The sequence below is a fragment of the Streptomyces sp. NPDC013187 genome (genome assembly GCF_042899705.1).
In the GTDB taxonomy this organism is placed as follows: Bacteria; Actinomycetota; Actinomycetes; order Streptomycetales; family Streptomycetaceae; genus Streptomyces; species Streptomyces hawaiiensis_A.
In genome coordinates this window covers 129,920-148,867 of the sequence record NZ_JBIBAF010000008.1, presented here as the reverse complement: position 1 = coordinate 148,867, position 18,948 = coordinate 129,920, and the positions used below count along the sequence as shown (strand labels likewise).

At 70.3% G+C, this 18,948-nt stretch carries 20 protein-coding genes, 3 tRNA genes and 1 pseudogene; 5 read left to right on the top strand and 19 right to left on the bottom strand.

What is annotated here, in order from left to right; all coding sequences use genetic code 11:
* Positions 1-29: 29 nt before the first annotated feature.
* From rplJ to ACFY5B_RS18465, 8 genes are all read right to left on the bottom strand, one after another.
* Positions 30-560 (bottom strand): 50S ribosomal protein L10, encoded by a 531-nt coding sequence (rplJ, locus tag ACFY5B_RS18500; RefSeq protein ID WP_389970192.1) that lies wholly within the window; start codon positions 558-560, stop codon positions 30-32.
* A gap of 307 nt (positions 561-867) precedes the next feature.
* Positions 868-1,695 (bottom strand): DUF1396 domain-containing protein, encoded by an 828-nt coding sequence (locus tag ACFY5B_RS18495; protein ID WP_389970189.1) that lies wholly within the window; start codon positions 1,693-1,695, stop codon positions 868-870.
* A 93-nt stretch (positions 1,696-1,788) separates the two neighbouring features.
* Positions 1,789-2,643 carry a hypothetical protein gene (locus tag ACFY5B_RS18490; protein WP_389970187.1) on the bottom strand — a complete coding sequence of 285 codons (855 nt, stop codon included), beginning with the start codon at positions 2,641-2,643 and terminating at the stop codon, positions 1,789-1,791.
* Between the two features lie 128 nt (positions 2,644-2,771).
* On the bottom strand, positions 2,772-3,497 hold the full coding sequence (gene rplA, locus ACFY5B_RS18485) for a 50S ribosomal protein L1 (RefSeq protein WP_033308987.1): 726 nt from the start codon (positions 3,495-3,497) through the stop codon (positions 2,772-2,774).
* Between the two features lie 77 nt (positions 3,498-3,574).
* Positions 3,575-4,009 carry a 50S ribosomal protein L11 gene (rplK, locus tag ACFY5B_RS18480; RefSeq protein ID WP_104785534.1) on the bottom strand — a complete coding sequence of 145 codons (435 nt, stop codon included), beginning with the start codon at positions 4,007-4,009 and terminating at the stop codon, positions 3,575-3,577.
* 166 nt (positions 4,010-4,175) lie between these two features.
* Entirely contained in the window at positions 4,176-5,021 is an 846-nt protein-coding gene (nusG, locus tag ACFY5B_RS18475; protein WP_389970183.1) for a transcription termination/antitermination protein NusG, read from the bottom strand.
* 80 nt (positions 5,022-5,101) lie between these two features.
* Entirely contained in the window at positions 5,102-5,386 is a 285-nt protein-coding gene (secE, locus tag ACFY5B_RS18470) for a preprotein translocase subunit SecE (protein WP_104785540.1), read from the bottom strand.
* A 108-nt stretch (positions 5,387-5,494) separates the two neighbouring features.
* Positions 5,495-5,567 (bottom strand) — tRNA-Trp (locus tag ACFY5B_RS18465).
* A gap of 306 nt (positions 5,568-5,873) precedes the next feature.
* Between ACFY5B_RS18465 and ACFY5B_RS18460 the strand changes: the two genes are divergently transcribed.
* Together ACFY5B_RS18460 and ACFY5B_RS18455 are read left to right on the top strand one after the other, a co-directional pair.
* A complete protein-coding gene (locus tag ACFY5B_RS18460) occupies positions 5,874-7,100 on the top strand; it encodes a pyridoxal phosphate-dependent aminotransferase (protein WP_389970180.1) in 1,227 nt (408 codons plus the stop codon).
* 143 nt (positions 7,101-7,243) lie between these two features.
* Positions 7,244-8,275, top strand: coding sequence for an adenosine deaminase (locus ACFY5B_RS18455; RefSeq protein ID WP_389970177.1), 1,032 nt, complete (start codon positions 7,244-7,246; stop codon positions 8,273-8,275).
* Positions 8,276-8,854: 579 nt separating this feature from the next.
* Here the strand turns inward: ACFY5B_RS18455 and ACFY5B_RS18450 are convergent.
* The 9 genes from ACFY5B_RS18450 to ACFY5B_RS18410 all read right to left on the bottom strand — a co-directional run bounded on the left by ACFY5B_RS18450 (position 8,855) and on the right by ACFY5B_RS18410 (position 14,046).
* Positions 8,855-9,910, bottom strand: coding sequence for a UDP-N-acetylmuramate dehydrogenase (locus tag ACFY5B_RS18450; RefSeq protein ID WP_389970174.1), 1,056 nt, complete (start codon positions 9,908-9,910; stop codon positions 8,855-8,857).
* Positions 9,911-10,005: 95 nt separating this feature from the next.
* Positions 10,006-10,386, bottom strand: a complete 381-nt coding sequence (locus ACFY5B_RS18445) for a DUF3291 domain-containing protein (protein WP_389970171.1) — start codon at positions 10,384-10,386, stop codon at positions 10,006-10,008.
* A 29-nt stretch (positions 10,387-10,415) separates the two neighbouring features.
* A complete protein-coding gene (locus tag ACFY5B_RS18440; protein ID WP_389970168.1) occupies positions 10,416-11,852 on the bottom strand; it encodes an MFS transporter in 1,437 nt (478 codons plus the stop codon).
* 93 nt (positions 11,853-11,945) lie between these two features.
* Positions 11,946-12,500 (bottom strand): TetR/AcrR family transcriptional regulator, encoded by a 555-nt coding sequence (locus ACFY5B_RS18435; RefSeq protein ID WP_389970165.1) that lies wholly within the window; start codon positions 12,498-12,500, stop codon positions 11,946-11,948.
* A gap of 113 nt (positions 12,501-12,613) precedes the next feature.
* Entirely contained in the window at positions 12,614-13,042 is a 429-nt protein-coding gene (locus ACFY5B_RS18430) for a MaoC family dehydratase (RefSeq protein WP_389970839.1), read from the bottom strand.
* 8 nt (positions 13,043-13,050) lie between these two features.
* Entirely contained in the window at positions 13,051-13,503 is a 453-nt protein-coding gene (locus ACFY5B_RS18425; protein ID WP_389970162.1) for a MaoC family dehydratase N-terminal domain-containing protein, read from the bottom strand.
* Between the two features lie 100 nt (positions 13,504-13,603).
* A complete protein-coding gene (gene rpmG / locus ACFY5B_RS18420) occupies positions 13,604-13,768 on the bottom strand; it encodes a 50S ribosomal protein L33 (RefSeq protein WP_003948671.1) in 165 nt (54 codons plus the stop codon).
* An 87-nt stretch (positions 13,769-13,855) separates the two neighbouring features.
* Positions 13,856-13,928: transfer RNA gene (locus ACFY5B_RS18415), tRNA-Met, on the bottom strand.
* 45 nt (positions 13,929-13,973) lie between these two features.
* Positions 13,974-14,046 (bottom strand) — tRNA-Thr (locus tag ACFY5B_RS18410).
* Between the two features lie 292 nt (positions 14,047-14,338).
* Between ACFY5B_RS18410 and ACFY5B_RS18405 the strand changes: the two genes are divergently transcribed.
* Together ACFY5B_RS18405 and ACFY5B_RS18400 are read left to right on the top strand one after the other, a co-directional pair.
* Complete coding sequence (locus tag ACFY5B_RS18405) at positions 14,339-15,598, top strand: amidohydrolase family protein (RefSeq protein ID WP_389970159.1); 1,260 nt, start codon at positions 14,339-14,341, stop codon at positions 15,596-15,598.
* A 214-nt stretch (positions 15,599-15,812) separates the two neighbouring features.
* Complete coding sequence (locus ACFY5B_RS18400) at positions 15,813-16,469, top strand: NAD(P)H-binding protein (RefSeq protein WP_389970156.1); 657 nt, start codon at positions 15,813-15,815, stop codon at positions 16,467-16,469.
* Positions 16,470-16,496: 27 nt separating this feature from the next.
* Here the strand turns inward: ACFY5B_RS18400 and ACFY5B_RS18395 are convergent, their stop codons facing one another.
* Positions 16,497-16,709 (bottom strand): hypothetical protein, encoded by a 213-nt coding sequence (locus ACFY5B_RS18395; RefSeq protein ID WP_053674492.1) that lies wholly within the window; start codon positions 16,707-16,709, stop codon positions 16,497-16,499.
* A gap of 82 nt (positions 16,710-16,791) precedes the next feature.
* On the opposite strand from ACFY5B_RS18395, the pseudogene ACFY5B_RS18390 reads away from it, so the two are divergent.
* Positions 16,792-17,305, top strand: a pseudogene (locus ACFY5B_RS18390) (collagen binding domain-containing protein); the annotation flags it as partial.
* 127 nt (positions 17,306-17,432) lie between these two features.
* Here the strand turns inward: ACFY5B_RS18390 and rox are convergent.
* Positions 17,433-18,863 (bottom strand): rifampin monooxygenase, encoded by a 1,431-nt coding sequence (gene rox / locus ACFY5B_RS18385; RefSeq protein WP_389970153.1) that lies wholly within the window; start codon positions 18,861-18,863, stop codon positions 17,433-17,435.
* Between the last annotated feature and the right edge of the window lie 85 nt (positions 18,864-18,948).

The following is an 18,948-nucleotide window of genomic DNA, read 5'->3' as shown; positions in this document are numbered from 1 at the left end:
AGGCAGCGGCGGCCGGGATGCGAGCCGAGTTACTCGGCACCGCCCTGCTCGTCCTGCTTGGCACGGAGCGCGTCCACGGTGCGGACGAGCTTCGACGGCAGCGCCTGGAAGACGGAGGCAGCCTGGGACTGCTTCGCCTTGAAGGCACCGGCCAGCTTGGAAAGCAGAACCTCGCGGGACTCGAGGTCCGCAAGCTTCTTGATCTCATCGGCGGACAATGCCTTGCCGTCAAGGACGCCGCCCTTGATGACGAGGTTGGGGTTGTCCTTGGCGAAGTCACGGAGACCCTTCGCCGCCTCGACCGGGTCACCGGTCACGAAGGCGACGGCCGACGAACCCGCAAAGAGGTCGTCCAGCGTCGTGATCCCGGCCTCGTTGGCCGCAATCTTGGTCAGCGTGTTCTTCGCCACACGGTACTGAGCGTTCTCACCGAGTGAACGACGCAGCTTCTGGAGCTGCGCGACGGTGAGACCGGTGTACGCGGTAACGACAGCAGCGTTGGAGTTGCGGAACTTGTCCCGCATCTCCTCGACGGCATCGACCTTGTCAGGCCTCGCCATGAGCCTCGGCCTCCTTCCGGGTGATTCGGACCGCGCGGACCCGAAGGAGGACTGGGGAAAACGAAACGCCCCGGCGCAAGCGCACGGGGCGTAGCTCAACCGGTTTCCACACGCACGAGGCGGCGGTCTCCGGGAGCTTCTCCAGTGTCACCTGCGCGGGTCGTCCGCCGTTCAGCGGATCCTTCGGCCACCGCGCCCTCTGATGAGCGCGCGGTAACGACCAGCGGTCTTTGGCTTCTGTAGGAGAGTACGGGAACGGTTCACCGTGAGGCAAATCCGCCCGTACGGCGGATCGGTGCGGGGCGGTTCAGCCCTGCCCCAGCTCCTTGAACATCTCGCTCAGGTCCGCGACGTCCTTGGCCGGCGGGGCCGTGACGGTGACGGGCTCGTTGTAGTCGAGGAAGGTGATGGTCATGTCCATCGGACCCTTGTCGGCCTGGCCCTTCATGCGGAACTGCTTGGTGTGGTCCTCGCCGTCGACCCACATGTCCATCGTGAGCTTGTCGAGGCCCAGCTTCTCGTACTGCTTGATGCTCTTCTCGCGCTGCTTGCGGGTCTCCGCCTTGTCGTCCTTGAGCGAGGCGCGCAGGTCGGCGAGGGTGACCGTGCCCGTGTAGTGGGTGGTCTCGACGCCTTCGACCTTCTCGCTGCCGACCTTCTTCACGTCCTTGGCGCCGGTGAGGAAGGTGGACTCCGCCGCCGGGTTCTGCTCGGCCTGGCTCGGGGACCCCATCTTGTCCAGGTCCTTGGCGGCGTCGGAGCCGGACAGATCGAACTTCAGCCAGCGCTTGCCGTCCATCTCCTTGGCCATCTCGGCTCCCCCACCGAGGTACATGGCCTTGTCGACGAGACGGATCTCGACGCTTTCGCCGGCGGCCTTGTCGGGCGCCGTCATCTTCATGCTCATGGCGATCGTGGGCTTCAGGCGCATGGACGCCTCGCCCTCGACGCGGCCCGACTCCGGGACCGTGCCCTTCAAGCGGTACTGGAGGGACGTGATGTCCTCCGTGTTCTTCGCCGCCTTGGCGACGGCCGCAGCCGGTGTCATCTCCGGCGACTGCTCGGATCCGCAGCCGACGGCGCCGACGGCGAGAAGCAGGGCACACGCCCCGGCGGCAGGTATGGATGTCCTCATCGATTCCCCCCAAGGAATACATGCTTGCTTCACAGCAAGGCCGTGAGCCTATCCCAGAGGGGCACAAGTGATCTATCGGAATCGGCGGCTGCCTCAGGGCGTGGCCGGCTGCTCGCGCATCAGATCCTCGAAATCCCCGGTGTCGGACCGCGGAGGCCGTTCGGTCCGGACCGGAACGCCGTAGTCGGCGTAGTGCGCGGTCTGGGTCATCAGGCCGGTGGTCATCCGCGCCTTCTCGACCTTCTTGACCAGCAGGTTCCGCTCGTTGATCCAGATGTCGACGGTCTCGGTGGTGACACCGGCCTCGGTGAGCTGCTTCCGCAGGCCGTCATCGGCGACGTCGGCCGCTGCCACCGTGCCGGACCAGTGCGTCGCGGACCGGCCGCCGACGGTGTCCTCGCCGACCTTCCTGACGTCGTCGGAGGACAGCAGGAGCTTCACGGACTGGTTCGGCGTGGTGCTGCGCATCTGGTCGCCGAGATGGGCACCGGAGCCTCCGGCGAGGGCTTCGAGGTCCTCGTACGCGTACCGGATCCAGTGCCTGCCGCCGGTCTGCTCGGCGAACTTCTCGCCCATGCGCGCGTAGTACGCCTCGGGCAGGTAACGGGCCTCCATCGACGTGGTGCCGAGCCGCCGCATGGTGTCGGCGATGGCGCCACCGGTGTACTCGATGGTGAGGGTGCCGGTGATGCCGTCGCTCCAGCCGAGGGTGCCGTCGGCGGTCATGGACATCAGCGAGCCCATGGTCGTCGTGGACTCCACCCGGGCGGACTCGGCGTGCTCGGTGGCGCGCTCGGCGGCGCGCAGGGCGGCGAGGGCCCGGCCGTGTGCGGCCCGGTCGTCCCGGCCGGGGGTGTCGGAGGACTCCTGGGACGTGCAGGCGGCCACCCCCGTCAGCGCTGTCACCGCGAGCACCAGGCCCACGCGGCGCACGGTCGTGCCCTGCATACGTCCCCCCGTTCGCATCCGGTTCCCGCACGTTAACCCAGGCCACCGGCGTACGTACCGGAAAAGGGAACGGGCCCCGCACCTGTAAGAGGTGCGGGGCCCGTGACCGGTTGGGTGAGCCTGAAGGCTCAGACCGCAGCCGGGTCCTCCTCGACGAGGAGGTTGCGGGTGCGGTTCGGGTCGACCGGAATGCCGGGGCCCATCGTGGTGCTGATGGCGGCCTTCTTGATGTAGCGACCCTTGGCGGCGGACGGCTTCAGACGGAGGATCTCCTCCAGCGCGGCGCCGTAGTTCTCCACCAGCTTGGTGTCGTCGAAGGACGACTTGCCGATGATGAAGTGCAGGTTCGAGTGCTTGTCGACGCGGAACTCGATCTTGCCGCCCTTGATCTCGGTGACGGCCTTGGCCACGTCGGGGGTGACGGTGCCGGTCTTCGGGTTCGGCATCAGACCACGCGGACCGAGCACGCGGCCGAGGCGGCCGACCTTGCCCATGAGGTCCGGGGTGGCGACGACGGCGTCGAAGTCCAGACGGCCCTTCGACACCTCGTCGATCAGTTCGTCGGAGCCGACGATGTCGGCGCCCGCGGCCTCCGCGGCCGCAGCACGGTCACCGGTCGCGAAGACCAGGACCCGGGCGGTCTTGCCGGTGCCGTGCGGAAGGTTCACGGTGCCACGGACCATCTGGTCGGCCTTGCGCGGGTCGACACCCAGGCGGAAGGCGACCTCGACGGTGCCGTCGAACTTGGTCGTGGAGGTGTCCTTGGCGAGACGGACGGCCTCGAGCGGGGCGTAGAGCTTCTCCCGGTCGACCTTGGCGTCCGCAGCGCGAAGGGACTTGCTGCGCTTGCTCACTACTGCTCCTGTGGATTCTTAGGAGTCGTGGTCCGGGCCGAGCAGGCCCTGCCACTTCTACTGATGGAGGTTGGGGCTCAGCCCTCGACCGTGACGCCCATGGAACGGGCGGTGCCGGCGATGATCTTCTCGGCGGCGTCCAGGTCGTTGGCGTTGAGGTCGGGCATCTTGGTCGTGGCGATCTCACGGACCTGGTCGCGCGTGATCTTCGCGACCTTGGTCTTGTGCGGCTCGCCGGAGCCCTTGTCGATGCCCGCGGCCTTCAGGATCATCTTCGCGGCCGGCGGCGTCTTGGTGATGAAGGTGAAGGAGCGGTCCTCGTAGACCGTGATCTCCACCGGGATCACCCAGCCACGCTGCGACTCGGTCGCGGCGTTGTAGGCCTTGCAGAACTCCATGATGTTCACGCCGTGCTGACCCAGCGCGGGGCCGACCGGCGGGGCCGGGTTGGCGGCACCGGCCTGGATCTGGAGCTTGATGAGCCCCGTGACCTTCTTCTTCTTGGGAGGCATAGCTCTCCGGGTCCTTTCGATTCGGGTCCTGCCCGCGCCCGGGGACCACCCGGATGCAGGCATACCGCACAACGATAACGGGTATAGATGCGCGGCTGAAAACCGAGCAGGTCAGGCAAGCGCCGGAGCGATCGCCTGACCTGCGCGGAAGCGGTGTGTCCGGAAGTCAGTTCTTCTGGATCTGGTCGAAGGAGAGCTCGACCGGCGTCTCGCGGCCGAAGATCTCGACGAGGCCCTTGACCTTCTTCGAGTCCGGGTTGATCTCGTTGATGGTCGCCTGCAGCGTGGCGAACGGGCCGTCGGTGACGGTGACCGAGTCGCCGACCTCGAAGTCCAGCACCTGGACCTCGACCTTGCGCTGCGGAGCCGGCTTGCCCTCGGCCTCGGCGGCCTCGCGGGCGGCCTTCTCCTCGGCCTCGGGGGCGAGCATCTTGACGATCTCGTCCAGGGTCAGCGGGTACGGGTCGTAGGCGTTGCCCACGAAGCCGGTGACGCCGGGGGTGTTACGGACGACGCCCCAGGACTCGTTCGTCAGGTCCATGCGGACCAGGACGTAGCCCGGGAGCTTGTTCTGCTTGATCGTCTTGCGGTCGCCGTTCTTGATCTGGACGACCTCTTCCTGCGGCACCTCGGCCTGGAAGATGTAGTCCTCGACGTTGAGCGAGACGGCGCGCTGCTCGAGGTTGGTCTTCACGCGGTTCTCGTAGCCGGCGTAGGTGTGGATGACGTACCACTCGCCGGGCAGGACCCGCAGTTCCTCGCGGAGCTTCTCGATCGGGTCGCGGTCGTCCTCGGGCTCTTCCTCGAGTTCTTCCGCGGCCTCTTCGAGTTCTTCCACGGCCTCTTCGCCGTCCTCGGTCTCCGCCTCGGCGGCGTCGTCCACGACGGCGTCGGCAGCCTCGACCTCGGCGGAGGCCTCGGTGTCCTCGTTGTCCGCGCCCTCGACGATGTCGAGCTCGTCCTCGACGGACTCGACCGGCTCGATGGCGTCGTTCACGTTCGGGTCAGACACGGTGGCTGCTTCTTCCTGGATACATAGGGGTGGAACATGCGAAAGGAGCGCCGGGTACCTCGGCGCTCTTCGCGGACTGCTCAGCCGAACACGTACTTCGCGGCGTTGCTGAGCCCATAGTCAATCACGGTGACCAGGCCGATCATGATGACGACAAAGATGATCACCACGGTCGTGTAGGTCGTCAGCTGGTTGCGGGTCGGCCAGACGACCTTGCGCAGCTCCGCGACGATCTGGCGGTAGAAGAGGGCGAGCCGCTTCAGCGGGCCCTTCTTTCCGCGCTTGCCGCCCTTGCGGGCCTTCTTGGACTCCGGCGCCTCGTCCTGGGCATCAGGCATGTCGATGGAGCCCACGGCGTCCGTCACTCGTCCTCACCTGATTCCGGGTCGTGGCCGTGCCGCGCCCGGTCTGAGCCGCACGGCGGTGCATTGCTGTACGTACATGCGCACACATCCTGGCGATGGAGTGTGTAGCAGGGCCGGAGGGACTTGAACCCCCAACCGCTGGTTTTGGAGACCAGTGCTCTACCAATTGAGCTACGACCCTTTGTGTGCCCCCCAACGTACCGCATCCATCCGGATGCTTGGTGTGCACCGAACGAGCGCGGCCTGCCGAAGGCCAACGAGGTGAGAGTGTACGTGCTCCGCGGCCGGTCGTCGAACAGAAAGGGCCCGCGGGAGGGCTCGTTGACGGAAGATCGCCTGCGGAACGGGCGCCGGGCTGACGTGAATCCGCTGAAGATCGCCCAGGCCGAGCGGGCGATCCGCACTGTTGTTCAAGGGTTTGCCCGACGTTGTTCAGTCTGTGAAACCCCCGTGCCGCGCGCGTTTCCGGTCTGAAACGATGGGGCCCATGAGCGCTGCAACCCCTCCCACCGAGCGCCGGGTCTCCGCCCGAGTCGGCGCGATCTCCGAGTCCGCCACCCTCGCCGTGGACGCCAAGGCCAAGGCCCTCAAGGCCGCCGGGCGTCCGGTGATCGGCTTCGGCGCCGGTGAGCCGGACTTCCCGACCCCGGACTACATCGTCCAGGCCGCGATCGAGGCCTGCTCGAACCCGAAGTTCCACCGCTACACGCCTGCCGGTGGCCTCCCCGAGCTGAAGGCCGCGATCGCCGCGAAGACCCTGCGTGACTCGGGCTACGAGCCGGACGTCTCGCAGATCCTGGTCACCAACGGTGGCAAGCAGGCCATCTACGAGGCCTTCGCCGCGATCCTCGACCCGGGCGACGAGGTCATCGTGCCCGCGCCGTACTGGACGACGTACCCGGAGTCGATCCGGCTGGCCGGGGGTGTCCCGGTGGAGGTCGTCGCCGACGAGACGACCGGCTACCGGGTGACCGTCGAACAGCTGGAGGCGGCCCGCACGGAGAAGACGAAGGTCGTCCTCTTCGTCTCGCCGTCCAACCCGACCGGCGCGGTCTACAGCGAGCACGAGACCGAGGCCATCGGCCGCTGGGCCGTCGAGCACGGCCTGTGGGTGCTGACGGACGAGATCTACGAGCACCTGGTCTACGGCGACGCCTCCGCCGTGTCGCTGCCGGCGGTGCTGCCCGAGCTGCGCGACAAGTGCATCGTGGTGAACGGCGTCGCGAAGACGTACGCGATGACCGGCTGGCGCGTCGGGTGGGTCATCGGCCCGAAGGACGTGATCAAGGCCGCGACGAACCTGCAGTCGCACGCCACGTCCAACGTGTCCAACGTCGCCCAGGCGGCCGCGCTGGCCGCTGTCTCCGGTGACCTGGACGCCGTGGCGACGATGCGTGAGGCCTTCGACCGGCGCCGCAAGACCATCGTGCGGATGCTGAACGAGATCGACGGCGTGCTGTGCCCGGAGCCGGAGGGGGCGTTCTACGCGTACCCGTCGGTGAAGGCGCTGATCGGCAAGGAGATCCGGGGCCGGCGGCCCAAGGACACGGTCGAGCTGGCCGCGCTGATCCTGGAGGAGTCCGAGGTCGCGGTGGTGCCGGGTGAGGCGTTCGGTACGCCCGGGTACCTGCGGCTGTCCTACGCCCTGGGTGACGAGGACCTGGTCGAGGGCGTGAGCCGGATCCAGAAGCTGCTGGCGGAGGCGCGGGACTGACGTCCGTTTTCGCCGCTCCCGTGGCAGGGGGCGAGCTTGGGGCACATACCGGGTCCGGTATGTGCCCCATTTATTTGTGCGAGCAAGACCACGAAAGGGGAAACGGCTACCGGGACGGCTGGGGCGTACGGCAGGATCTTTGGATGGAGCGTGTACGTGATGTCTCTGAGCTGCCGAAAGCCCATCTGCACCTGCACTTCACCGGGTCGATGCGGCCCTCGACCGTGCTGGAACTGGCCGACAAGCACGGGGTGCGGCTGCCCGACGCGCTGACCGAGGCGCTGGTCGGCGGGGAGCCGCCGAGCCTGCGGGCCACGGACGAACGGGGCTGGTTCCGCTTCCAGCGGCTGTACGACGCGGCGCGCTCGTGTCTGCGGGAGCCGGAGGACATCCAGCGGCTGGTGCGGGAGGCCGCGGAGGAGGACGTGCGGGACGGGTCGGGCTGGCTGGAGATCCAGGTCGACCCGACGTCGTACGCGCCGCGGCTGGGCGGGCTGATCCCGGCGCTGGAGATCATCCTGGACGCGGTGGAGACGACGTCGCGGGAAACCGGGCTCGGGATGCGGGTCCTGGTCGCGGCGAACCGGATGAAGCACCCGCTGGACGCGCGGACGCTGGCGCGGCTGGCGGCCCGGTACGCGGACCGGGGGGTCGTCGGGTTCGGGCTGTCGAACGACGAGCGGCGGGGGATGGCGCGGGACTTCGACCGGGCGTTCGGGATCGCGCGTGAGGCCGGGTTGCTGTCGGCGCCGCACGGGGGTGAGCTGGCCGGGCCGTCGTCGGTGCGGGACTGTCTGGACGACCTGGGGGCGAACCGGGTGGGGCACGGGGTGCGGGCGGCGGAGGATCCGCGGCTGATGAAGCGGCTCGCGGACCGGCAGGTGACGTGCGAGGTGTGTCCGGCGTCGAACGTGGCGCTGGGGGTGTACGAGAAGCCGGAGGACGTGCCGCTGCGGACGTTGTTCGAGGCGGGGGTGCCGTTGGCGCTGGGCGCGGACGATCCGTTGCTGTTCGGGTCGCGTCTTGCCGCGCAGTACGAGATCGCGCGGCGGCATCACGGGTTCACGGATGCGGAGCTGGCGGAGGTGGCGCGGCAGTCGGTACGGGGGTCGGCGGCGCCGGAGGACGTGAAGACGAAGCTGCTGGCGGGGGTGGACGACTGGCTGGCGTCGTAGGGGTCGTACGGGTCGTACGGGTCGTAGGGGTCGTAGGGGTCGTGGGGTCTGCTTGATGCCGGTGGGTGCCTGTGGCCCTGTGGCGGCCTGTGGCCCTGTGGCGGTCCGGTGGGGGTGCGCGCAGCGCTCAGTGCCGGGTGGGGGTCGGGGCCGCGCCGGGGGGTGTCCGTCCTCGGAACGGCGCGATTGCCTTGCGTACCGACTGACTGGCGTTGACGCGCCAACCGCTGCGGGCGGACACCCCCCGACACGGCCCCTTGCGTCGTCCGGCGGCTGCGGGAGCAGCGTGGCTTGTGCCGCATGTGCACCGTGCAGGCGCCCGTCTCGCGCGGCTGCGGGAGCAACGTGGCTTGTGCCGCAGGCGCACTGTGCGGGCGCCCGTCTCGCGCGGCTGCGGGAGCAACGTGGCTTGTGCCGCAGGCGCACTGTGCGGGCGCCCGTCTCGCGGCGGCTGCGGGCCGCGCCGACCGCGCCCCAGCTGCGGGCAATCGTGCCGCTAAGGGCGGCACGGGTGGGCGCAGCGGCACCCCGCTACGCCGGGCTGCGGACCCACCCGGCCCCAGCTCCGACGCCGGGTGGCTACAGGCTGACCCCCACCGTCACCGGCTCGTTGACCAGCGTGATGCCGAACGCCTCGTGGACTCCGGCCACGACCTCGCGGGCCAGGGCGAGGAGATCTTCGGTGGTCGCACTCCCCCGGTTCGTCAGGGCGAGCGTGTGCTTCGTGGAGATGCGGGCCGGACCGTCGCCGTAACCCTTGGTGAAGCCGGACTTGTCGATCAGCCAGGCCGCGGAGGTCTTGGTGTAACCCTCACCGGCCGGGTAGGCGGGAGGCTCCGCCCCGTCGCCGAGCCGGTCGTGGACGCGAGCGCGGAACGTCTCGAAGTCCGTGTCCGTGAGGATCGGGTTGGTGAAGAAGGAGCCTGCCGACCAGGTGTCGTGGTCCTCGGGGTCCAGGACCATGCCCTTGCCGGCGCGCAGCTTGAGCACCGTCTCGCGGGCCTGCACGAGCGGGACGCGATCGCCCGGCTCCACACCCAGGGCACGGGCCGTCTCGGCGTACCGGAGAGGGGCGGACAGGCCCTCGGCGTCCTCCAGGGAGAAGCGGACGCGCAGGACCACGTACCGCTCGGGGTCGGACTTGAAGCGGCTGTGGCGGTAGGAGAAGGCGCAGTCCGCGTTGGCCAGCGTGACCGTCTCGCCGGCGCGGCGGTCGTAGGCGACGACCTCGATGATCGTGGAGGAGACCTCCTGGCCGTACGCCCCGACGTTCTGGATGGGGGTCGCGCCGGCCGAGCCGGGGATGCCGGCCAGGCATTCGATACCGGCCAGGCCCGCTTCGACCGTGCGGGCGACGGCGTCGGTCCACACCTCGCCGGCGGCCAGCTCCAGCGTCGTGCCGTCGAGGGAGAAGCCCTTGGTGGCGATGGCGAGGGCGGTGCCGTCGAAGCCCTTGTCGCCGATGACCAGGTTCGAGCCGCCACCGATGAGCAGCAGCGGGGTGCCCGTCTCGTCGGCTTCGCGGACGGCGGCGATCACCTCGTCGTCCGTGGTCGCGGTGAGCAGCCGGGTCGCGGGGCCGCCCAGCCGGAAGGTCGTCAGCGGGGCAAGGGGGGCGTCGTGGAGTTCCTGCACGGGCTCAAGAGTACGAGACGGCACTGACGGCGCCGGGCACACGTGTGTGCGGCCCCTTTCACGCGGAATGGGGCCGCACGCACGCGTGGTGGCCGTCAGGGCAGGCGGCGGAGCGCCTCGGACCAGGGCAGCGGGAGGTCGTCGCTGCTCGCCTGCCAGGTGGTGAAGGCCGAGTCCTTCATCTGCGGGGCCAGCCCCCTGGAGGCCGGGCCGTGCGCGCCCGCGCGGACGAAGGCGTGCAGGGCGTCCTTGGACTCCCAGGCCGACAGGGTCCAGAAGGTCCGCTGCAGGGGCTTCGCCTTCAGGCTCGCTCCGTAGGCGCCGGGGCTGCGGCGGACCTGCCGCCAGACGGCGGGCGTCCCGGCGAGGAACTTCAGGGCTCCCCACAGCGTGCGGGTCTCGAAGCGGGAGGCGAAGACGTGCACCTCGGTGCCGCGGGGCGGGGGATTCGGGACGGTCCAGGGAAGAGTGGGCATGCCGCTTCTCCTTGTTCGGGTCCTTCGGGTCAGTGGACGGCCGTCTCCAGTACCGGTGCCGGTTCGGCCGGGGCCGCCTGCCGCTCGGTGCGCCGCCGGGTGGGTATCAGCAGGGCCGCGATGCCCGCGAGGGCGACCACCGCGGATCCCGTCACCAGGGCGGGCCGCATGCCGTCGACGAAGGTCTGGCCGGTCTCGTAACCGCCCTGGGCCGCGAAGATCGAGGCCATGACGGCGATGCCGAGCGCCCCGCCCACCTCGCGCAGGGCGTTGTTGGCGCCGGAGGCGATGCCCTGCTCCGACGGCCGCACGCTGGACATCACCAGGTGCGAAGCGGGGGCGAAGAACAGCGCCATCCCGACGCCGCTGATGATCAGGGCGGGCAACTGGGCCACGTAGGAGGCGTAGGTCGTGGCCACCACCGCCATGTAGCCGAGGCCCAGGGCCTGCAGGAAGAGGCCCGTGGCGACGACGGGGCGGCCGCCGACGCGGTCGGCCAGGATGCCGGCGATCGGGGCGATCAGCATCGGCATGCCGGTCCAGGGCAGCATCCTCAGGCCCGCCTCGGTGGGCGAGTAGCCGAGGACGCCCTGCATGTACTGGCTGAGCAGGAAGATCGAGCCGAACATGCCGAGGAACATCAGCAGGCTCGCCGCGTTGATGCCGGCGAAGGCCCGGGAGCGGAACAGCCGCATCGGGAGCATGGGGTTCTTGGCGCGGGTGCTGTAGAGGATGAAGCCGGTCAGCAGCGCGGTGCCCGCGAAGAGGCCCGTGAGGACCAGGCCGCCGGTCCAACCGTCGGCGGGGCCGCGGACCAGGCCGTAGACGATGCCGAAGAGGCCGCCGCTGGCGAGGAGGGTGCCCGGGACGTCGAGCGGGGCTCCGGTGCCGTGGGACTCGGCAAGGCGCAGCCGGGCGAGCGGCAGCAGGGCCAGGCCCAGTGGGACGTTCAGCCAGAAGATCCACTGCCAGGAGATGTGTTCGGTGAGGGTGCCGCCGACGAGCGGCCCGGAGGCGACGGCGAGTCCGTTGACGGCGCCCCAGATGCCGAACGCCATGCCGCGCTTGGCGGCGGGCACGGCGGCGGTCAGCAGGGTGAGCGTCAGCGGCATCATCACCGCGGCGCCCGCGCCCTGGACCGCCCGTGCGGCGATGAGGGAGTCGATGCCGGGCGCCATGGCCGCCGCGGCGGAGGCGCCGGTGAAGACGGCGAGTCCGGCGATGAACAGCCGGCGGCGGCCGAAGCGGTCGCCGAGGGCCGCGCCGAACATCAGCAGGACGGCGAAGGTGAGCGTGTAGGCGCTCACGGTCCATTCCAGGTCGTGCAGTCCGCCGCCGAGGTCCTCGCGGATGGAGGGCAGGGCGGTGGTGACGACGAGGTTGTCGAGAGCCGCCATGAACCCGGCGACGCTGGTGATGACGAGGGCCCAGGCGGCTCCCCCGCGACGTGCGGTCTGCTGTGACATCGCTCCCCCATGGAGTGTGTGCGGTGATCGATTAGTTATTGATTACTAACTTTCGAGGTCATGAAAAAGGTCCGGCATCCTCGTCTGTTGGTGTCAGCTGCCGGACTCCGACGAGCTCAGTCCCGCCCAGACCCGGTGGTCGGCCGGGAAGCCCATGGCCACCAGGCAATTGATGAGCATGCCCTGCGCGAGGAAGGTCGTCGTCTCGTGAGCGTCGGCACCCAGTGGCAGGTGAATGGTGTCCCACAGCCGCATCCAGCCCCCACGCACGGCGTCACCGAACTCACGGTCCCCCTCCTCCTCGGCGGCCGCCACGGCGAGGTACATCTGCATCTGCATCATCAGCAGCTCAGGCTGCTCGGAGATGGTCTCGACATAGGCCTCACCCATGGCGTGGCGGGCCTCTTCACCTTCCCGCCCCTCGGCCGCCTCCGCGAACATCCGGATGGTGTCCTCGACGCACCGCTCGGCCGCCGCCAGGAAGATCGCCTTCTTGCCCGGGAACAGCCGGAAGAGATAGGGCTGCGAGACGCCGACCCGGCGGGCGATCGCCTCGGTCGAGGTGCCGTGGTAGCCACCGCGGGCGAACTCGGTCGTCGCCGCCCGGATGACGCTCTCGCGCCGCTCTTCCGCACTCATCCTGGCCATGGATCTGAAGTTAGTGCTCAATCACTAACCTTGTCAAGCGGTGCTCTGCCGGCGCCATGCGTAAGGGGCGCCCCGCATGGGTGAGCGCCCCTTACCTCGTGCTGCGAACCGCCTCAGGCGAGTCGTACGACCGCCCTGGACATGCCCAGCACCTTCTGCCCGGCGCTGGTCGCCGTCAGATCCACGCGGACCGTGTTGTCGTCGAGCTTGGCGGCGACCTTGCCGGCCACCTCGATCACGGCACCCTGCTCGTCGTTCGGGACGACGACCGGCTTGGTGAAGCGGACGCCGTACTCGACGACCGCACCCGGGTCGCCGGTCCAGTCGGTGACCACCCGGATCGCCTCGGCCATGGTGAACATGCCGTGCGCGATGACGTCCGGCAGGCCGACCTCCTTGGCGAACTTCTCGTTCCAGTGGATCGGGTTGAAGTCACCGGAGGCGCCCGCGTACCGGACGAGGGTCGCGCGGGTCACAGGGAAGGTCTGCGGCGGCAGTTCGGTGCCGACCTCGACGTCGGCGTAGGAGATCTTCGCGGTCATGGGGTCGCTCACGCCTCCTCGGCCGCGCGGGCCACGAGCTTGGTCCAGGCGGTCACGACGTGCTCGCCGGCCTCGTCGTGCACCTCGCCGCGGATGTCCACGATGTCGTTGCCCGCGAGGGACTTGATCGCCTCGATGGTGGAGGTGACCGAGAGCCGGTCGCCGGCGCGGACCGGGCGGCGGTAGGCGAACTTCTGGTCGCCGTGCACGACGCGGCTGTAGTCCAGGCCGAGCTGGGGGTCCTGCACGACCTCGCCCGCGGCCTTGAAGGTGATCGCGAAGACGAAGGTCGGAGGGGCGATCACGTCCGGGTGACCGAGTGCCTTGGCGGCCTCCGCGTCCGTGTACGCCGGGTTGTCGTCCCCGACCGCCTCGGCGAACTCACGGATCTTCTCCCGGCCCACCTCGTAGGGCGCGGTGGGCGGGTACGTCCGCCCCACGAAGGACTGGTCGAGCGCCATGGCTCGGCACCTCCTGGTAGCTCTACTGATCGGTACGGGTACCTCAACGACGCGAGGCCGCCCCCGATCACTCGGGAACGGCCTCGCGTACGAGCCTGATTTATCGCGTTTCGCGGTGCGCGGTGTGCGCGTTGCAACGCGGGCAGTGCTTCTTCATCTCAAGACGATCCGGGTTGTTACGCCGGTTCTTCTTGGTGATGTAGTTCCGCTCCTTGCACTCCACGCAGGCCAGCGTGATCTTCGGGCGGACGTCGGTGGCAGCCACGTGAGTGCTCCTAAGACGAACGGATGGACATTTAACGCAAGAAGAGTAGCCGATCGAAGGACCGACCCCGCAATCGGCTACTTAGCGTAGCGGTGACCGGACTTGAACCGGTGACACAGCGATTATGAGCCGCTTGCTCTACCGACTGAGCTACACCGCTTTGATGTGGTCCGGCTCCGCCTCGCGACGGAACCAGTCACACCAGAGCCCCAAAACGGAATCGAACCGTTGACCTTCTCCTTACCATGGAGACGCTCTGCCGACTGAGCTATTGGGGCGAGCGATGAAGACATTACACGCTCGGCCGCCGTTCGCCCAAATCCGTTTCGAGGCACCCGCCCCGGGCGCTCGGACCGTCCTCCCGGCAGTCTCGTGAACGCCTCCCGTCCCACGAGCGGCCCTTGAGTGGAGCCTGAACGGACCATGGGCGGACCATGGACGGACCCGGGGCAGACCACGCCGGTACGACTATTGCGCTCCTCCCCGCCAGGGGCGTGAGGCCGCCCTAGGCTCGTCTCACTCTGCGTGATCACGCGTCCTCCCGTGCGCAGCCCGAGCTCCTGGAGTGCGATGCCCGACAGCCGGCCGCAGCCACCACCGCCCCCGTCGTCCTCGCCGGGTCCGGCCGACCCGTCGTCGCTGCTGCTGTGCGGGGCGCGGCTCACCGACGGCCGGACCGTGGACGTGCGGTTGTGCGGCGGGCGCATCGAGGCGGTCGGCACGGCCGGCAGCCTGGGAGTGGGCGGCACGCGCGCGTGCGGGGCGCGGGTGGACCTCAGCGGCTATCTGCTGCTGCCTGCCCCGGCCGAGCCGCACGCCCACGCCGACACGGCCCTGTCGGCCGACACCGAGGGGCCGGTCTCGTACGAGCCGCAGGACGTGCAGCGCCGGGCGACGGAGGCCGCGCTGCTCCAGCTCGGGCACGGGGCGACGGCGCTGCGGGCGCACGTGCGCGTGGGGGACGTCCAGGGCCTCGGCGCGCTGACGGCCGTGCTGCAGGCGCGGCGGGCACTGCGGGGGCTTGCGGAGCTGACGCCGGTGGCGATGCCCCGGGTGCTGACCGGGGTGGCCGGCGCGGACGGGCTGGCGATGCTGCGGGACGCGGTGAAGATGGGCGCCTCGGTGGTGGGCGGCCGGCCGGACCTCGACCCGGATCCGGCGGGGTACGTGGAAGCGGTCCTGGAGATGGCCTCCGAGCACGGCTGTCCCGTCGACCTGCACACGGACGCCGGGGACCCGGCCCGGCTGGCCCGGCTCGCCGCGATGGCGGGCGGACTGCGTCCCGGGGTGACCCTCAGCCCGTGCGGCGACCTCGGTCGGCTGCCCTCCGAGGTGGCCTCGCGGACGGCCGACCAACTCGCGGCGGCCGGGGTGGCCGTGGCGTGCCTGCCACAGGGCGGCTGCGGCGGTGTCGACCGGCGCGGGGCGGCTCCGGTACGGCTGCTGCGCGCGGCCGGGGTGCGGGTGGCGGCCGGGAGCGGGGCGCTGCGGGACGTGTCCAACCCGGTGGGGCGGGGCGACCCCCTGGAGGCGGCCTTCCTGCTGGCCTCGCGCTACGGGTTGCCGCCCGAGGAGGCGTACGACGCGGTGAGCTCCGCGGCGCGGGCGGTGCTGGGGCTGCCGGAGGTGCGGGTGGAGGCGGGTTTCCCGGCCGAGCTGCTCGCGGTGCGCGGGGAACGGCTCGCGGGGGTGCTGTCCCTGGCGTACAGCCGGATCGTCGTGCACCAGGGGCGCGTGGTGGCGCGGACCAGCGCGGTACGCGAGTACTGCAGTTCGGCGGCCCCGGTCGAGCTGGGGCTGCCGCGGCAGGGGCGGGGCGGGGTGCCTTAGGCCTGTGCGGGGTGCAGTAGGCCTGCGGCGGGGTGGGGTGCCGTACGCCTGCGGCGGGGTGTGATGCCCTAGGCCTGCGGCGGGTGGGGTGCCGTGAGCCTGCGGCGGGGTGTGATGCCCTAGGCCTGCGGCGGGGTGGGGTGCCGTGAGCCTGCGGCGGGGCGCGGCTCAAGTCGTGCGGCGGAGGGTGCCGTCGAGGCGTACGGTCGAAGGCATGCGCATTGTCATCGCTGGTGGTCATGGTCAGATCGCGTTGCGGCTGGAGCGGCTGCTCGCCGCGCGCGGGGACGAAGTGGCGGGGATCATCCGGAAGGCCGAACAGGCCGACGAGCTACGGCGGGCGGGGGCCGAACCGGTCGTGCTCGACCTGGAGTCGGCGTCCGTCGACGAGGTCGCGGAACGGCTCAGGGGCGCCGACGCAGCGGTCTTCGCGGCGGGCGCGGGGCCGGGCAGCGGGGCAACCCGCAAGGACACGGTGGACAAGGCCGCGGCGGTCCTCTTCGCGGACGCGGCGGTGAGGGCGGGCGTACGGCGCTTCGTGGTCGTGTCGTCCATGGGCGCCGACCCGCGTCACCAGGGTGACGAGATCTTCGACGTGTATCTGCGGGCCAAGGGCGAGGCGGACGCGTACGTGCGCGGACTGGACGCCCTGGACTGGACGATCCTGCGCCCCGGCCGGCTCACCGACGACGCCGGTACCGGTCTCGTACGGCTGGAGGCGAGCACGGGTCGCGGTCCGGTCCCGCGCGAAGACGTGGCCGCCGTGCTGGCGGAGCTGGTGGACACCTCGGCGACGGCCGGGCTCACTCTGGAGCTGATCAGCGGGCCCGTGCCGGTGTCCGTGGCGGTGAAGTCCGTGGCGGGGAACTGAGGTTCGCGGCCGACGACTCGTCGGGTCCTAGAACAGGGGCAGTTGACCGGGGAAGTCCGGGACCGTGTAGCCGTCCAGGGACGGCTGCTCCGGGCCCGGGCGGGCCTGGCGGCGGGAGCCCGGGCACGAGGTGAGTTCGCCGTGCTCGCGGGCGCCGGGCGGGTCGTGGCGTGCGTACCGCCCGGCGACGACGGCGATCTCGCGGCGGCACTCGGGGCAGAGTCTGCGGCGGGAGGACATGGGGCCAGTGTGCCGCGCGGGTACGACAGTCATGCCCCTCCCCTGCGGCGACGGCCCTTTTCCACGTGCCCGGTGTCACGTTTCCAGCGGCCTCGCCGGGGTGGTGCGCTCCGCGGACGGTGGGACGCCGGTCGCCGAGGCCGCGGTCATCGTGACGGACGCGCGGGGAGGTGCTGGCCACGGATCGGACGGACGTACTGGGCGAGTTCGCGGTCACGGACCTGGTGCCGGGGCCGGTGACCCTCGCGGTCAGCTCTCCCGAACACCGGCCGCTGGCCCAGGTCGTCGAGATCGGCGCGGCCGGGACCACCCGGGTCGCGCTGGAACTGCGACCCGGCGCGCAGGTGCGGGGCACGGTGTGCGCAGGGGGCGCACCGCTGAGCGACGCGCGGGTGACGCTGGTGGACGCGGCAGGCCACGTGGTGGCCACGACACGTACCGGCCTCGATGGTGCGTACGCCTTCTCCGACCTGGACGCCGGCGCGTACACGGTCACCGCGACCGGCTACCCGCCACGTGCGACGCCGCTGACCGTCCTCCTGGGCACCGGCGTGGACGACCACGACTTCGAACTGGCCCACGCCGACAGCGAGTAGGGCGCCCGGGGCGGGGGCGTGCGGGTGCGTGCAGGTGCGTAAGGAGTGCGCTGGGGGGCGCGCAGGTGGGGGTGGGCGCCTGCCCCTCCCGCATGCCCCACCCCCCAACCGCCCGCGCGAAGCCACTTCAGCCGGTTGCCGATCCGAACCACCTGGGCAGCCGGTCGAGCAGATCCTGCTGGTCGTCGCCGACCCATGCCACGTGTCCGTCCGGTCGCAGCAGCACCGCGGGCACGTCGAGTTCCTCGCTGACGTCGACGACGTGGCCGACTCGGTCCGACCAGCCCGCCACCGACAGCCGGCCGCCGGTCTGGTCGAGCAGCAGCCCCCGGCCGTCACGCATGCGCTCGTAGAGGCGGCCCCGCCGCAACTCAACGTCCCGCAGCCTCCGGCCGAGCAGTTCGTGGCCCTCGCCGCAGTCGTAGCGGACGGCGATCGCGGTGACCTTCTCGATCAGGAGCCGGTTCACCTCCTCGAAGTCCATCAGCTCCGCCAGGAGCCGGCGCACGGCCTGCGGTCCCGGCTCGGGCGCCAGCAAGTGCATCTGCGCGCGGGTGTTGTCCAGCACTGCGGCGGCCACCGGATGGCGTTCGGTGTGGTAACTGTCCAGCAGCCCCGCCGGTGCCCAGTCCTGCAGCTGCGCGGCCAGCTTCCAGCCGAGGTTGAAGGCGTCCTGGAGGCCGAGGTTGAGCCCCTGCCCACCGGTCGGCGGGTGAACGTGCGCGGCGTCGCCGGCCAGCAGGACCCGGCCCGTGCGGTAGCGCTCGGCCTGTCGAGTGGCGTCACCGAAGCGGGAGAGCCAGCGCGGCGAGTGCACACCGAGGTCGGTGCCGGCGAACTTGTGCAGCTGCTGCCTGAATTCCTCGAAGGTCGGCGGGGCCGTGCGGTCCTCGGCCACTCCCTCGGCGGGCACGATGACGCGGTGGACCCCGTCTCTGATCGGCATGGCGCCGAACCGGAAGTGGGTCTTGCGGACTTCGGCCATCACGGTCGCCAGTTCCTCCGGTGACGCGGCCACCTCCATCTCGCCCATCAGCGTTTCGACCCTGGAGGGCTCACCGGGAAAACCGATGCCGAGCAGCTTGCGCACCGTGCTGCGACCGCCGTCGCACCCCACGAGGTAGCGGGAGCGCAGCCGCGTGCCGTCAGCCAGTTCGGCGGTCACACCGTCGTCGTCCTGGCTGACCCCGACCAGTTCGCAACCGCGTCGGATCTCGGCGCCGAGCTCGGCCGCGTGCTCGGCCAGCAGGCGGTCGGTGACGGGCTGCGGGATGCCGAGGACGTACCCGTGCGCGGTGTCCAGCCGAGCGGGTGCCGGTTTGGCGAGTCCGGCGAAGAAGCCGCCGAGCGGGTGCTTGCTGCCCTCGGCGAGGAAGCGCTCCAGCAGCCCGCGTTGGTCGAGCATCTCGATGCTGCGCACGTGGAGGCCGAGCGCGCGAACGTACGGGGTCGGCTCCGCCTCCTTCTCCAGCACGAGCACACGCACGCCGTGCAGCCGCAACTCCCCGGCCAGCATCATGCCGGTCGGACCGCCGCCGGCAATGACCACATCAATCAAGGCAGACCCCAATTTTCGCCCGTTTTGACTTCAGGCCGAAGATTGTGCGGCACAACCGGGGCCTTGCCGCAAGGCCCCCCGTGCG